The organism is Streptomyces sp. NPDC051109 (assembly GCF_044455885.1).
In the GTDB taxonomy this organism is placed as follows: domain Bacteria; phylum Actinomycetota; class Actinomycetes; order Streptomycetales; family Streptomycetaceae; genus Streptomyces.
This window is the reverse complement of sequence record NZ_JBITFF010000006.1, coordinates 30,796-44,352: the sequence shown is the minus strand read 5'-3', so window position 1 is coordinate 44,352 and position 13,557 is coordinate 30,796. Positions and strand designations below refer to the sequence as shown.

The 13,557-nt window shown below is 76.1% G+C and carries 11 protein-coding genes; 3 read left to right on the top strand and 8 right to left on the bottom strand.

The annotated features are described in order from the left end of the window. The first annotated feature begins 127 nt into the window (after window positions 1–127). The 3 genes from ACIBAD_RS13455 (at window position 128) to ACIBAD_RS13445 (ending at window position 2,332) form a co-directional block, all read left to right on the top strand. Window positions 128–331, top strand: coding sequence for an MbtH family protein (locus ACIBAD_RS13455; protein WP_398906494.1), 204 nt, complete (start codon window positions 128–130; stop codon window positions 329–331). A 143-nt stretch (window positions 332–474) separates the two neighbouring features. Continuing rightward, on the top strand, window positions 475–1,977 hold the full coding sequence (locus ACIBAD_RS13450; RefSeq protein ID WP_398906492.1) for a hypothetical protein: 1,503 nt from the start codon (window positions 475–477) through the stop codon (window positions 1,975–1,977). Window positions 1,978–2,005: 28 nt separating this feature from the next. Continuing rightward, a complete protein-coding gene (locus tag ACIBAD_RS13445; RefSeq protein WP_134070262.1) occupies window positions 2,006–2,332 on the top strand; it encodes a hypothetical protein in 327 nt (108 codons plus the stop codon). 72 nt (window positions 2,333–2,404) lie between these two features. Here the strand turns inward: ACIBAD_RS13445 and ACIBAD_RS13440 are convergent, their stop codons facing one another. From ACIBAD_RS13440 to ACIBAD_RS13405, 8 genes are all read right to left on the bottom strand, one after another. Then, on the bottom strand, window positions 2,405–3,736 hold the full coding sequence (locus ACIBAD_RS13440; RefSeq protein WP_398906490.1) for a protein kinase: 1,332 nt from the start codon (window positions 3,734–3,736) through the stop codon (window positions 2,405–2,407). After that, the gene (locus ACIBAD_RS13435) at window positions 3,733–4,689 is read right to left on the bottom strand and encodes a protein phosphatase 2C domain-containing protein (protein WP_398906488.1); all 957 of its coding nucleotides are present in this window, start codon (window positions 4,687–4,689) and stop codon (window positions 3,733–3,735) included. The genes ACIBAD_RS13440 and ACIBAD_RS13435 overlap by 4 nt, the downstream gene beginning before the upstream one ends. 80 nt (window positions 4,690–4,769) lie before the next feature. Beyond that, window positions 4,770–5,432 carry a VWA domain-containing protein gene (locus ACIBAD_RS13430; RefSeq protein WP_134074325.1) on the bottom strand — a complete coding sequence of 221 codons (663 nt, stop codon included), beginning with the start codon at window positions 5,430–5,432 and terminating at the stop codon, window positions 4,770–4,772. Window positions 5,433–5,468: 36 nt separating this feature from the next. Then, window positions 5,469–5,597 (bottom strand): hypothetical protein, encoded by a 129-nt coding sequence (locus tag ACIBAD_RS13425; RefSeq protein WP_267880912.1) that lies wholly within the window; start codon window positions 5,595–5,597, stop codon window positions 5,469–5,471. Between the two features lie 54 nt (window positions 5,598–5,651). Continuing rightward, the gene (locus tag ACIBAD_RS13420; protein ID WP_398906485.1) at window positions 5,652–7,388 is read right to left on the bottom strand and encodes a hypothetical protein; all 1,737 of its coding nucleotides are present in this window, start codon (window positions 7,386–7,388) and stop codon (window positions 5,652–5,654) included. After that, complete coding sequence (locus ACIBAD_RS13415; RefSeq protein WP_398906483.1) at window positions 7,385–9,949, bottom strand: GTPase-associated protein 1-related protein; 2,565 nt, start codon at window positions 9,947–9,949, stop codon at window positions 7,385–7,387. The genes ACIBAD_RS13420 and ACIBAD_RS13415 overlap by 4 nt, the downstream gene beginning before the upstream one ends. Next, window positions 9,946–11,250, bottom strand: coding sequence for a hypothetical protein (locus tag ACIBAD_RS13410; protein ID WP_398906481.1), 1,305 nt, complete (start codon window positions 11,248–11,250; stop codon window positions 9,946–9,948). The genes ACIBAD_RS13415 and ACIBAD_RS13410 overlap by 4 nt, the downstream gene beginning before the upstream one ends. A gap of 1 nt (window position 11,251) precedes the next feature. Beyond that, a complete protein-coding gene (locus ACIBAD_RS13405; RefSeq protein ID WP_398906479.1) occupies window positions 11,252–13,516 on the bottom strand; it encodes a hypothetical protein in 2,265 nt (754 codons plus the stop codon). Window positions 13,517–13,557 lie beyond the last annotated feature (41 nt).

Genomic DNA, 13,557 nt, shown 5'->3' with positions numbered 1-13,557 from the left:
ACCAGGGAAGGAGCGGCAGCACCGACCGCCGGTCCTTCTGCGCGTTTGTCCCTATGGCGCCCCGCCCCGGCCCTGCACGCTGTGACCCATCACGGAACAGCCGAACAACAAGGGGAGGGCCGGACCAATGACCGAGACGGACGAGAGCGGCTACCGGGTCGTGCGCAACGACGAGGAGCAGTACTCCATCTGGCGTGCGGACCGGGAGCTCCCGGCCGGCTGGCACGCCGAGGGCACGCAGGGGGCCCGCCAGGAGTGCCTGGACCACATCGCCGCGGTGTGGACGGACATGCGCCCGCTGAGCCTGCGCCGCCGCATGGCGGCGTCCTGAACGGGGCCATGAACGCCGGTCGGCGTGGCTGAGCCGCGGGGGAACGGAGCCCCGCCGACCGGTGCACCCCCTGATCGTCGCCAACGGCGGGACATGCTTCGCCCGGTTCCGTAGGGTGGCGGCAGGACATGGGGGAGGGGTACGTGGGGGGACGGCAGTTACCGGCGCTCGCGCAGTACCGGACCGATGCGGTGACGCGGCACCTGTGCGCGGGCGCACATCTGGACGAGGGCTTCGCCCGGGAAGTCGACGTGGAGCTCACCGAGGACCGGCTGCGCGCCACCGGTCTCTCCCTCGGCATCGACCTGGTGGCGCTGGCCCGGCACGGGCGCGCCGCGGTCCGGCGGATCGAGGTACGGGACCGGCGACTGGCCTGGATCTGCGGGGTCGGGGTGTGGGCCGCCGTGCCCGTGCTGCTGTACGCGGTGGCCAGCGGGCTTTCGGGCCTCGCCGCCACGGCCGCCGGGCTCGTCGCCCTCGCGTACGCGAGCGCCTGGTGGCTGGTCCACCAGGCCGAGAGCCGGGCCCGTACGGCCGCGCTCACGGTGGAGCACGGCGCGGAGCGCCCCGCCGACCTGGCCCCCGCCGTCGAACCGGAGGTGGAACGGCGGCTGTTGGAGCAGAAGCGGGCCAACGTGGTGCCGTACACCGCGAGTGCCGAGCGCACCAATCCCTTCGTCGGCAGCGGCTCCAAGCTCAAGGAGATGGTCTGGCAGCCCATCGACGTCAGCCGGCCTGCCGACGACCCGGCCGGCAACGGCGCCAAACTGCCCATCAAGCCCTTCGACGCGGTCGACCTGCACACCTACGTGGCCCGCGAGATGGAGCACATCGCCGGGCTCAAGGGGCTCCAGGTCCGCAACCGGCTCTACGTCATCGGCAACCACGTGCCGTACGTGGGCGCGGAACTGCTGCCGGACCGGCTGAAGCGGCCGCTCGCCCAGATCCCCAAGCAGCTCGTCCAGGCGGGCCTGATGCAGTCAGGCGCCGGCATGCGCACCTACCTCAGCCTGGTCCGGGCCGGTGAGGGCGGCCGCGCCATCGTGTCCATGCACCTGCGCGCCCGCCTCCACCACCCCAGCCTCACCTGGGAGGTGTCGGCGTACGGCATCCCTCCGCTCCAGGACCGCTTCGACCGGGTGAACCGGCTGCCGGTGGACGGCATCGAACGCTGGTGGAGTCTGGTCGCCCACGCCACCCGCACCGCCGGGCCCGCGCTGCTGGGCGCCGCCTCACGGATCTCCCGCCGCTCCTCGGCCCGCCGTCGGCGCACCCGCGCCCTGGAGAGGACACGGCGCGAGATCGACAAGCGGCACATGCTGTACGACTACGGCGCCGTGGACAGCATCCGCGAACGGGTCGCGGACTGGGACCAGTTGGGCTACACCGAGCGGACCGACTCCCAGGACTTCCTCCAGCGCCTCCAGCAGGGTGTGCTGATAGCGACCGAGCGGTTCCTGAAGGACCACAACGTCGACACCAGCTCCTACGACCAGGCGCAGCAGGTCATCAACACCCACACCTACACCTTCCAGGGCAGTGTGCAGGCCGGTGTCATCGGCGACAACGGCACCGTCAACCACCACGGCGGGCCGGGCGCGTCACCCGGCGGCGCCCAGGGCGGCCAGGGCCGCGGCGCGCCCTGACCCACGAGCAGCGGAAGCAGGAGAGCGCATGGGCACCTTCAACTTCAACGGGGACGTCAACGCCGGCATCATCGGCGACAACGGCACCATCAACATCGGGCAGCAGGACACCGCCGCCGAGACCCTGCGGCTGGCCGCCGAGCTCGCCCAGTGGCTCCGCGACCAGGGCGCGGCCCCGAGCCGCATCGAGGCGGCGGACGTCCTGCACGGCGAACTCGACCGGGCCGCGCAGGAGCGCCGCCGCGCCGAGCCGGGGGTGATCCGCCGCTCCCTGGAGACCATCACCCTCGGTCTCGGCGCGGGCAGCAGCGGCCTCGCCCTCGCCCAGGAGATCAGCCGCCTGGTGACGGGCTGACCCGGCGGCCCGGGCCGAGGCCCCTGCCCCTGCCCCTGCCCCTGCCACCCCGGCCGCGGCCGGCGGCCCCGGCTACTTCGTCCGTACGACGGCCCGAGCGCCGCCGAAGTCGAGCTCCAGGCCCGAGCGCAGCGGCACGGTCTGGCCGGGGTCGATCCGCTGGGTGGAGCCGTCGGCGCGGGTGCCCGTCCACGTCGAGGCCGAGCGGTTCGCCAGTCCGAACCGGCCCGGCTTCTGAGGGTGTTCGGTCAACTGCGCCACCAGGGTCCCGTCGCCGTAGTCGTGCCGGGCGGGCTCCGGGGCCAGGTGGTGCGCCTGTACCCGCGAGGAGCGGTGCAGCAGGATGTGGTGCTCGGTCCGGGGCGGGGGCGTGGTCAGCACCAGCCGCGGCGGCAGCACCAGCGTGCTCCCGCAGCCCCAGCAGGTGCCCGGATCGGCGGACCGGGGCTCGGTCATGTTCTGCCGCCCGCACTGCGCGCACTCCACGACCGCGTCGAGCACCGCCCGCAGCGTGTCCCGCCACTGCGACTCCCGTACCCGCGTCGTCGGATCGTGCAGGCCCGCGGTGAAGTTCTTGGTGAACAGCTCCCGCAGGGAGTCCGGAGCCGCCGCCCAGGTGGCCAGTACGGTCGCCTGCTCGGTCGGGTCCGGTGCGTTGGAGCGGTCCTGCGGGTCGAAGACGAACAGGGGCTGCTTCCCGTACAGCTTGCGCTCCGCCGCCTCGTCGAGGCAGTGGATCGCCAACTCCCTGCGTCCCTTGAGCGGGTGATGGTTCATCAGCAGCATGAACAGCAGCACCGACAGGGAGTGCAGATCGCTCTGCGTGCCGGGGGCGACCCCCGGGTCGCCGCGCACCAGCTCCGGCGCCATGAACTCCATGGTCCCGGAGATGCCGGTGCTGTCGCCCTCCACCACCGCGTTGTCGTTGTCGCAGACGAGCACGTCGCCGGTGGCCGGGTCGAAGAAGATGTTGCCCCAGGAGATGTCCCGGTAGGCGATCCCGCGCGAGTGCAGGGCCTGGTACGCCTCGACCGTGTACAGGCAGGCCTTCAGCAGGGCCCGCGTCGAGGTGCGCAGCTGCCGCCGGAACAGCAGGGGCAGGCCCTTGAACCGGTCCGGGCGGATGTCCATGAGGTACCCGAACCCGCCGCGCCCGTCGGCCACGAAGTCCAGGGGCCACAGGAAGCGGTCGTCGTCGAAGCCGCGGCCCACCAGCTGGCGGACGATGCCTTCCTGCGCGGGGGTCGCGCAGGCCGGGTAGTACCACTTGAGCGCCTGGTACCCGGCGGGGGTCCGCACCCGGTAGACCTCCCCCTGCCCGCCGGCCCCGAGCAGGTCGAACACTTCCACGCCCAGACCGCTGTCGGTCGTCAGCAGGGTCCCGCTGTCGAGCATGCCGCTCATTCGTCTCTCCCGTGAGGGTCGGTCGGTGGTGCCGGGTCGGCCGCTGGTGCCGGTCCGGTGGTCGGCGGCCCGGCGGGGTCCGGGGCGGGGGGCGCTCCCGGGTCCGTGGCCGCATCCGTCTCCGGGACCTCCGGGGCCGCCGCCGTGGCCGCCGCCGGTTCCGGAGCCGGCGGTGTGCCCCGGTGCCAGGCGGCCACGAGGGTGGTGTCGTCCCCCGAGTGCTGGGAGGCCCTGGCCAGCCACTGCGGCAGGACGGCCCGTACGGTGTCCGCGCCCTCCGCCGACAGCCGGTCGTCCAGCCCGGCCATGAACTGAAGGAACCCCCGGTCCGAGGCGAAGCTCTTCGACAGCCCGTCGGTGGAGACCGCGACCAGCCGGGGCGCCCGCCAGGGGGCCGTCACCGGCGCCCAGTGCGTCCGTACGCGCAGCCACGCCTCCGGGGTGCACAGCGACTCCGTCTCGTCCCCCAGGTCCGCCTCGGCCGGCGCCAGCGGTACGGTCACCCGCCCGGCGTCGTCCACCACGGTCAGCTCGCCGTCGCCGAGCTGCCACGCCGCGAACACCCGGGGGGTGAGCACCGCCCCGACGAGCGTGCTCCCGTACAGCAGCACCTTGTGCTCCTCGGACAGGCCCGGCTCCTCGTGGGAGCTGGTCCGCGCCCAGTTGCCGAGCACCTTCTCCCGCCAGGCGCTGACCAGTTGGCGCGGGAAGGCGTGCTCGGCGTAGTGCATCAGCCAGGCCAGGCTCGGCGGCCGTCCGTCGCCGCGCGGCTGGGCGAGCGCCCCGAACCGCCGGGCCTCCTCGACGAAGAGGTCCACGGCGAAGCGGGATCCCAGATGGCTGCGGGCGTGCGCCGCCGAGCCGTGGCCGTCGGCCACCGCCATGATCAGCGGGTCCTCGGCCGTGCCGCGCCCCTGGACCTCGCAGTAGTCCTGGTTGCGGGTTTTGTTCACGCCCTGGACGCTCTGGAGGAGCGTGGCCCACCGCGGCACGGGCGGCGGTACGGGTGGTGGTTCCGGTGGCACGGTCCCGCTCACCACACGTCGTCATCGTCGTCGTCGAGCACCGGCGGGGCGTACGGCGCCTGCTTGGCGAGCGGGTCCGACGCACCCGCCACCATCTGCGAGGCCGCCTTGACCGCCGCCGTGGAGGCCCAGCGGATCGCCGCCGCCAGCTGCTTGGGGCTGTTCGCGTCCAGCGGTTGGAGCTCCGGATTGCCGAGGAACTCCTGGAGCACGGTGCGGTCGGCGTCCGCGCCGATCGCGATGGCCACCCGTACGGCCTTGCGGCCCCACGGCGTCGCGTCGACCGCCCGCAGCCCCGCCTTCCAGTCGTCCGTCGGCACCCCGTCGGAGACCAGCGCCAGCACCGGCTTCAGCGCCCGCTGCGGCATCGGCGGCGTGTCCAGCTCCCGGGCCACCATCTGGAGCGCCTCGCCCAGGTTGGTCATGCCGTCCACCTGGACGTCCTGCCAGGTGAAGTTCTCCACGGGCACCGGATCCTGGTGGTGCCACCGGGCCGTGGTGGAGAACGTCATCGTGCGCAGCAGCAGTTGGGCCGCCGGATTGTCCTGCGCCACCGAGCGCATCTCCGGCACGGCCTCTCTGATCGCGTAGTTGAGCTGGCCGATCTTCTCGCCCTGCATCGAGTACGAGCAGTCGAGCAGCCAGATGAAGTGGACGGGCCGGTTCGCCATCGGCCCACCGGGGATGTCACTCACCGCTAATCTCCTTCAACTCCCGAGCCATTGCGGTACGTACCGCACGAGCGCCGCCACCCCGGCGGCCGCCGTCATCACGACCGCCGCCACGAACAGGATCAGCATCAGCAGCCGCCCCCGTGCGATCTGCGGTGTCACCATGGGCAGTTGCTCCTCTCAGCGACCCTTGGAATCTAGCCCTTGCCCCGTCCCACGTCACAGGCTTGATCGATCCGGTGCCGCCGGGTCGGTCGGTTCCCCGGGGCGCGTGGGGTCGCTCCCGCCGGTCCCGCCCGTCCCGCCGGTACGGCCGCGTGGTCGCGGCAGCCGGGGGAGGTGCGGGAGGCGGGGCCGCCGGGCGGAGGCCGGCGCGCCGCCGGTCCGCAGGCCCGTACGCGACAGCAGCCACAGCACCGGCTCCGCCGCCCGCCGCTGCTCGGACACCAGGGCGCCCGCCCCGGTGGCGGCGTGGGCGCTGACCGCCCAGTACCGGGCCGCCGCGAAATCGTGGTCCAAGGTGCGGACCAGCCCGTCCAGCCCGATCTCGCCCAGCCAGGCGTCGACCGGCCCCTGCGGCCGCGGCAGCGAGCTCAGCCGGTCCAGTACGTCCCGCTTGGTCACCACCACCGCCACTCCCAGGCGCCCCCGCCGGCCGCCGAGGCCCTGGAGCTCCCCCGCGAACGCCGCGTACGTGTCCACCGGACCGAGGTCGGCGGGCCGGGCCGCCACCGCCAGCCTCCCGTCGCCCTCGCGCAGGGCGCGCCGCACGCCGGGCGCGGCCAGCACGTCCGCCACCAGCACCACCCCGTCGGCGTGCGCGAGGTACTGCTGCAGCCGTGTGGTGGCCGCGTCGCGCAGCGACTCGCCCATCGGGTCGTACAGGTACAGCAGCCGCCGGCGCTTCAGCGGGCCGCGCCCGCGCCCGACGAGCAGCATCAGGGCCCGGGGCTGCCCGCCCTGCGTCTTGAGCGCCCACCCGGAAGTCTGCAGCTGCCGGCCCAGCGTGTTGGCCTCGCGCCGGTCGGCGATCGAGGCGAACTCGACCGTCAGCGCCGACTCGTGCGACCAGGAGCGCAGTCCGTCGAGCACGGCCGCCATCAGCATGGTCTTCCCGGCGGAGGTGCCCCCGATCAGCGGCAGGTGCACCACCCGCGTCGTGCCCACGGCCGCCGGAAGCTCCTGATCGCAGTGCGGGCAGCGCAGGGCCAGCCCCCGCCTCCCGGCCAGGGCGGTGGTGGGCAGGGCCCGCCCGCACGTGCAGACGTGCCGCAGTGCCCCGAACCTGCCGGGCCGCAGCTCGCGGTGGGCGGCCCCGCAGCCCGGGCACAGGTGCACGGCCAGCGGGAACGGCCGGTAGCAGCCCGGGTACGGGCACTTCATGCGGATGCCGCGGGCCAGCTTCCACAGCCGCTCCGCGCTCCGCCCGCCCGCCACCCCGGCCAGCGCCACGCCCCGCACGAGCAGCAGCTGCGCGGCGAAGACCACCGCGATGCCGAGGAGCAGGGCGGAGGCGAGCAGCGCCGACAGCAGCGCGGCCAGCGCCGTCGCCGGGGCGAGCAGCCGCAGTACGAGCCGCCCGAGGACGTGCTCGGCGCGGTCCCCGGTCGATGCGTTGCGGCCGGTCAGCAGCCGGCGGCGGACGAGCTCGTCGAGCCAGTGGTGGACCAGCAGGTACCACACGGTGTGCGCGGCCGCCCGTGCGGCGGCCACCGCGTCGACCCACATCTGCCGTGCCCAGTAGGCGGGTTGCGCCGGCTCCGGACCCGTGTACGGGGAGATCCGCGGGTCGGGCGCCCCGGGGGTGCGCGGGGTGAACGCTCCGGCGGCCGCCCCCAGGGCCAGTGCCAGGAACCGCCACAGCCCGTACCCGAGGCAGATCAGCGCCCCGATCGCCACCGTGGTCCACCCGAAGGTCTTCGCGATCAGCGCCAGGTCCGCTCCGCCGGAGGTCACGGCCGCCTCCCGTCGGCGGCGGCTCCGCCGGATCCGGCGGGCCCGCCCGGATCGCCGGGCGCGACGGGTCCGCCGGACCCGCCCCGCGGCGGCGGGTTCCCGGACGCGCCCTTCGCGCCGCGCCGGCCGGAGCCGCCGAAGCGGTCGCGCAGCCGCCCGAAGGCGCCGGGCCGCTGCCAGCCCCGGAAGTCCTCCGACCAGCGGCCGCCCAGCCGGGCCAACGCCTCCTCCAGCGCGGCGAGCTGCGGCGCCGGCAGACCCCGTACGACCGGGCGCAGCACGCCGTCGAGGAGATCGGTGCGGGCCTCCTGCCATGCCGGGCCCGCCTGGGGCTGCGAGGACCAGGTGGCGAAGCACTCCGCCGCGTACCGGGGGTCGAGCCTCAGCCGGTCCGCGACCCGCGGCTGCCGGGCGGCCCGGCGGTACGCCGCCAGCAGCTCGGCGTCGTTGCTCTCGATCAGGGCCCGCAGCTCGCTCTCGGGCCGGTCGTCGGAGAGCAGGTGGGCGGCCACCGCCGCGTACGCGTGCTCCCGCGCCGTCGGCGTCGGTCCGGCCGTGCCCAGGGCCAGGGCCTGGCGGACCCAGCCCGGGCCGATCTCCCGGGCCCGCAGGTTCCGGGCCAGCTCCAGCAGCAGCAGCGAAGCCCGCAGCGCGGTCGGGAGTTCCGTCGAGCAGCGGCGCAGCAGTTCCACCGCCAGGGCCTCCGCGTCCCGGTCGCCGGCCGGGGCGGACACCGCCGCCCGCGCGAGCAGCTCCCAGGTGCCGGCCTCCCGGTGGGCCCGCTCGCCCAGCGCGGACAGGGCCAGCCAGGCCTCGCCCGCGGTCGGCGGCTCCGTGCCCCACACCAGCCGCATCGCCGTCCGCAGCACCAGCGGATCCTCCTCCAGCGAGGCGCCGGAGTGCTCCAGGAGCCGGGTCAGCGCCTTCGTCCGGTCCCCGGCCGCCACTGCGGGGGCCTGCGCGCACATCCTCAGGTGCGGCAGCGCCCCGGTCCCCGTCCCGGCCGGCCGCAGCGGGGTGACGGCGAACAGCCGGGCCCCCGCGGCAGGATCGCCCGCCGCGAGCCCGTCGAGCCGATCGAATACCAGCTCCCGCAGCCGCGGCAGCTCCGCCAGCGCGGCCCCCACCGCCTCCCCGTACGCCGACTCGGGATCGGCGATCAGGGCCTGCGCCAACTGCCGTGCCACGTCGGGCAGGAGGGCGTCGGTGTCCACCGCGAGCTCCGCGCCGACCCGCAACAGCCCCACCCGGTCCGCCGGTTCGCGCGCCGGATCGGTGAGCGCCGCCCGCAGCTCCGGCTCCAGCTCTGCCGCCAGCCGCAGCCGGGCCGGCTCGCCCAGCAGCCCGGCGGGCGGTGCGGCGCCGCCCGAGCGGACCGCCCCGGCCAGCGCCAGCTCCACCAGCGGCTCGCTCACCGCCGGGGGCGCCCAGCCGGCCAGGGCCGACAGCAGCCGTCCGCTCGCGGCGGCCTCCTCCGGCCCCCGGTCGTCGGCCGGACGGGCCAGCGCCCATGTCAGTGCCCGCAGTTGTGCGCCGTCCAGGGCGGCCCGGTGTCCGGCCGCCCAGTCGGCCGCCGCGGCCCGGCCCGCCGAGTCCAGGCCGACACCGGCGGCGAGCGCGAGTGCGGCCAGCGGCCCCGCCTCGTACGGCCCGGACGGTTCGGAAGGCCCCGACGGCCCGGAAGCCCCGCCGGGCGGTCCGGGCAGCCGCCGGACGTGCGCGAACAGCTCCTGCCGCTGCGCCTGCCAGATCCGCGCGGCGGTCTGCGCCCACGCGTCGGGGGCCGGTTCGGGCGCCGCCGCGCGGGCGGCGTCGTACACCCGGTAGCGGTGCTCCTGTCCGGCAAGGCCCGTCCCGTCCTCCGGTACCACGCCGATGATCTGCTGCCGGGCGAGCTGCGGCCGCCGGGTGTACGTGGTGAACGTGAGCCACTGCCCCCGCCGGTGCGGCAGCACGCTGCAGGCCAGCATGATCCACCAGGCCACGGCCTCGCTGTCCTGCTCCACCAGCACCAGCTGCGGGGCCGCCGGATCCTCGGCGAGCCGCCGCACGTCGGCGAAGAACCCGGCGAGCCAGGGCCCCCGGGAGGCCACGAAGGCAGCCAGCGCCCCGAGGTCCAGCGGACCCGGCGCCGGCACCGACGCCAGCGGCGGCACCGGCACCCCGGCCGGCGGGGAGTCGGCCGCCCACTGCGGGGAGCCCCATGCGGTGATCGGCAGCTGCCCCCTGGCGGGCTCGTCCGCGTCGGCGGGCTGCGGCAGATGGACCGCATGGGCGTGGAAATTGCCCCACCGGCCGCTGTAGTCGGCGCCCGTGTACACGGAGCGGGCCAGCAGCCGGCTGCCGTCGGAGAGCACGTTCAGGCTCAGGGCCTGGGGAAAGGAGCCCAGCTGGTCCGCGCTCGGGCGCGGCGGCGCGTCCCGGGGCGGCTCGTAGCCGATCAGCTGCTCGGCCTCGCGCAGCAGCGAGGCGGGCACGCCGGGGCTGACGGCGGTGAACCGGAAGCCCGAGCCGTCCGGGCCCGGCGGCGCCGAGGTGTAGTGCAGTTGCGCGAGGTTCACGCCTCTCCTCCCGAACCATGACGCGGACCCTCGGTCCCACTCGCCGCGCCCGCCGTACGGCGTCCCGCGCCGCCGCCGGTCCCGGTGCGCGGCAGCAGCCCGCCCAGGCCCAGCAGCCACAGCAGCGGGTCCTCGACGCGCAGCGGCTGCGGCCCCGATTTGGGGGCGTCGGCCGGGGCGTGCGCGGGCGGCGGCGAGCCCAGCGCCGAGAGCCCGAACAGCGACAGCTGCGCGAAGTCCCGGTCCAGCTGGCGGAACAGCGCTCCCGAGTCCCAGCCGTCGAGCAGTCCCCGCATCTCCTCGTGCACCGCCAGCCGGTCCTCGTCGTCCACCGCGCCGCCCGCGTGGTCGGCATTGCGCCGCAGCGGGGAGTGCGGCCCCACCAGCGAGAACAGGGAGTCCGTCTTGGTCACCGCCACCGCCACGGGCGTGGTGACCCGGCCGCGCGAGGTGCCCCGCCCGTGGGCCCGCAGCTGCGCCGCGAGGTCCGCCGCGATCTGCTGGGGCGGGGTCTCCACCGTGGGCAGCGGGAGGTCCGCGTCCACCGGCAGCTGGTCCCGTACGGCGCGCATCTGGAGCGGGTCCACGAGGAGGATGATCCCGTCGGCGGCCGCCAGGTAGTGCGTGTAGCGGTCCATGGCCTCGGCGCTGCCCAGGTCCTCGCCCGCCGCGTCGAAGAACACCAGCGCGGTGTGCCGGCTGCCGTCCCCGCGCAGCCGGCGGCGCAGCGGCAGGCTCAGCCGGTACAGCAGCGGGTCGTTGAAGCCGAGCGCCGCGGGTCTGGTCGCCTCGGGCAGCCGCAGCCGGTCGTAGAGGTCCTCGGCCATCTCCCGGTCCCGGCGCTGGGTTTCGCCGCCCATCGCCGTGATGGAGGCGCCGTACGCCCGGCCCACCCGGTTGCGCAGTTCGTTGATCAGCACCGAGACGTACGTGCTCTTGCCGGACGCCTTGGGGCCCAGCAGGGCGATGATCCGCGTGTCCTGGTCCGTGTAGTCGCTCGGGAAGTCGCTGTGGCAGCGCAGGCAGACCCGGACCGGGGTGGACACCCCGCAGCGCGGGCAGTCCGCGCGCGTGCCGCCGCCGGCGAGTCGGCCGGCGAGGCCGCGCGGGGCGGTGAAGACGGGTCCGCGCATCTTCAGCGCGGGCGGCACGCTCGGGCCCATGAACTCCGCCCAGGTTCCATCGAGTTCGGCCGTGCACGGTTTGCCGCCCCGCACGCCGGTGGCGGACATCTGGCAGCGGAACGGCAGCCGGGCGGCGGCCGAGCGGTCGAAGCAGTAGGGGCAGACGACGGAGGTCATGTCAGCGGACCACCAGGGAGGTGAGGGAGGGCTCGTCGAGCCGGACGGAGGCGGCACGGCCGCCGAGGAGGAAACCGCGTACGGCGTACGGGCCGCCGCCGGGCGGGTGGGGGAGGATCTCGCGCTCGACGGTCCCCGATACCGCGAGCTCGGCGCCGGTCACCCGGCACAACTCGGGTCCGTCGGAAGGTCGGTGGGGCCGGGCCCCGCCACCGCCCGCTCCCGAGACGAGGACGAAGTCGGGCAGCCTGGCGCCGGGGTCCCCGCCGGGGGAGAGCAGGCTCACCCGGAGCACGGCGGGACCGCGCCGCAGCATCCGCCGGGGCCCGGGCAGCAGCCGGTAGGCGATCGCCACGTCGGCCGGGAGGGCCGCCTGTCCGGCCTCGCGCGGGGCGGCGGCGACCGCCTGCGCGCTGCGCGGGGCGGCGTACGCGGTGACGCGGGCGGCGCCGGGGCCGACGGGCAGTTCCAGCCCCTCCCGCAGGAACACGGCCCGCACGACGGGGTGTTCGGTGCGCTCGCCGCCGGACTCGGGGGTGACGGCGACCATGACCCGGCCGGCGCCGTCGGGCCAGTCGAAGCTGACCTTGGCCCGCCCGGCGGAGATCCGCCGGACCGTGAGCCCGGAGACCGCCTCGGGGGCCTCGACCACCACGCCGGGCCCGGCCAGCGCCCGCTCGCCGAGGACCGCGACGGCGCTGACCGTGGCCAGCGTGCCGGGCGGCGGCTGTGCGATCCCGGCGGAGTCCACCCAGGCCAGCGCCGCCGGCAGGGCGGAGGCCGGCAGCTCGGAACCCTCCGCGGGGGCCGTCCCCGGCCACTCCACGAACCGTACGTCGCCCCCGGCGCCCCCCGCCCACCGGAACTCCAGCCCACCGGCGCCGCGGGCGGCTGCCCCGAGCCCGACCACCGGCTCGGGCCAGGGATGCACGGTGACGGCGGCCTCGACCCCGCCGGACAGCACCTCGCCCTGCTCCGCCGCGTACCGGCACCGCACCCGCACCACGTAGCCCCCCGGCTCCAGTCCGCCGGCCCGCACGCCCTCCCGGCGGGACCCCGCGGCGCCCGCGCCCGCCGGGCCGGCCGCGCTCGGGGTGCCGAGGTCCGTGGTGCGTCCGCCGGGGCCGGTCAAGGTCACCCGGACCCCGGTCGCGCCGGGCGGGCGCAGCCAGGCGGCCTCGACGCGGGCACGGCCGTCGGTGAGGCGGAGCTCCGTGACCTCGGGGGCCACCAGCAGCGGGGCGCTGATCAGCGGGGTGCCGCCGTCGCCGGGCAGGGCCACGTACCGGACCTCCCGGCCGAGCGGGGCCCGACCGTCCGTCAGCGGCCCCGCGCCGAGCGGCCCCGGCACCTCGGGGAGCGGCGTGGCGATCGGCTCGCGCCGGGTCAGCCGGACCACGCGCCAGATCCCGTCCGGGTCGGCGCCGGACGGTCGGCGCAGGGCCACCCCGCCGGGCACCGGCCGTGCCTCCAGCGGGCCGGGGTCCCCCTCGGCCGGCCGGTGGGTGCGGACCAGGCCCCGCACCGCGCGCGGGCAGTCCCAGGCCAGTCGGGCCGCCCGCCCGTACGCCGCCGCGGCCCGCTCCCGGTCCTGCCGGTCCTCGTACGCACGGGCCTCGTCCAGCAGGGCGTCCGCGGCCCGTACCCGCTCGGCCAGCCCGGCCAGCCGCGCCGCGAGCAGCGGGTCCCCGCCGGCCGCGCTCCGCGGCAGTACGGCGGCGCTCCGGGCGGCGGCGCGCACCCGGCCGGCCAGCCACGCGTCCTCCAGCCCCTCGGCGGCGGCCCGCTGTGCCGGATCCAGCCGGGGGCTCGCGGCGGCGGCGTGAACCAGGGCAGCGGCCTCGTCGGGGTCGACCCCGAACCCGGTGGCCGTCTCCGGCAGATCCCCCCGGGGATGGTCGTGCAGCAGCCGCACGAGCTGGTACAGCAGGATCCGCCGCAGCGCGGCCGGGTCCCGCTCCTGGATCCCGGCCAGCCGGTCCAGTAACGCGCCGGCCCCGCCCTCCGCGTCACCGCGGGCGGCCCGCAGCCCCCGCAGCGCCCCGACGCCCACATGGCGCCGACGCCCCGGACCCTCGACCGTGAAGATCCCGTCGAGCACCCGGAACCGCCCCGCGGGCGGAACCAGCAACTCGCCCAAGTGACGTAAGCCCAGGGCCTGTTGCGCGGAGACGAGTTCCCCGTACCGTGCCACCAGCGGAGCGGCCGGCAGACCGGAAAGCGCACGGGACCGTCCCAGGGCATGCCCGAACTCGGTCCCCGCCATCTGCTCCGCACCCCCCGTGCAGTGTGTTTCGGAGGTCATTC

Coding starts and splice junctions, on each gene's coding strand:
- ACIBAD_RS13405 (WP_398906479.1), bottom strand. CDS start 13,516: ATGGCGGGGACCGAGTTCGGGCATGCCCTGGGACGGTCCCGTGCGCTT.
- ACIBAD_RS13440 (WP_398906490.1), bottom strand. CDS start 3,736: ATGAGCGGCATGCTCGACAGCGGGACCCTGCTGACGACCGACAGCGGT.
- ACIBAD_RS13410 (WP_398906481.1), bottom strand. CDS start 11,250: ATGACCTCCGTCGTCTGCCCCTACTGCTTCGACCGCTCGGCCGCCGCC.
- ACIBAD_RS13455 (WP_398906494.1), top strand. CDS start 128: ATGACCGAGACGGACGAGAGCGGCTACCGGGTCGTGCGCAACGACGAG.
- ACIBAD_RS13430 (WP_134074325.1), bottom strand. CDS start 5,432: ATGGCGAACCGGCCCGTCCACTTCATCTGGCTGCTCGACTGCTCGTAC.
- ACIBAD_RS13445 (WP_134070262.1), top strand. CDS start 2,006: ATGGGCACCTTCAACTTCAACGGGGACGTCAACGCCGGCATCATCGGC.
- ACIBAD_RS13425 (WP_267880912.1), bottom strand. CDS start 5,597: ATGGTGACACCGCAGATCGCACGGGGGCGGCTGCTGATGCTGATCCTG.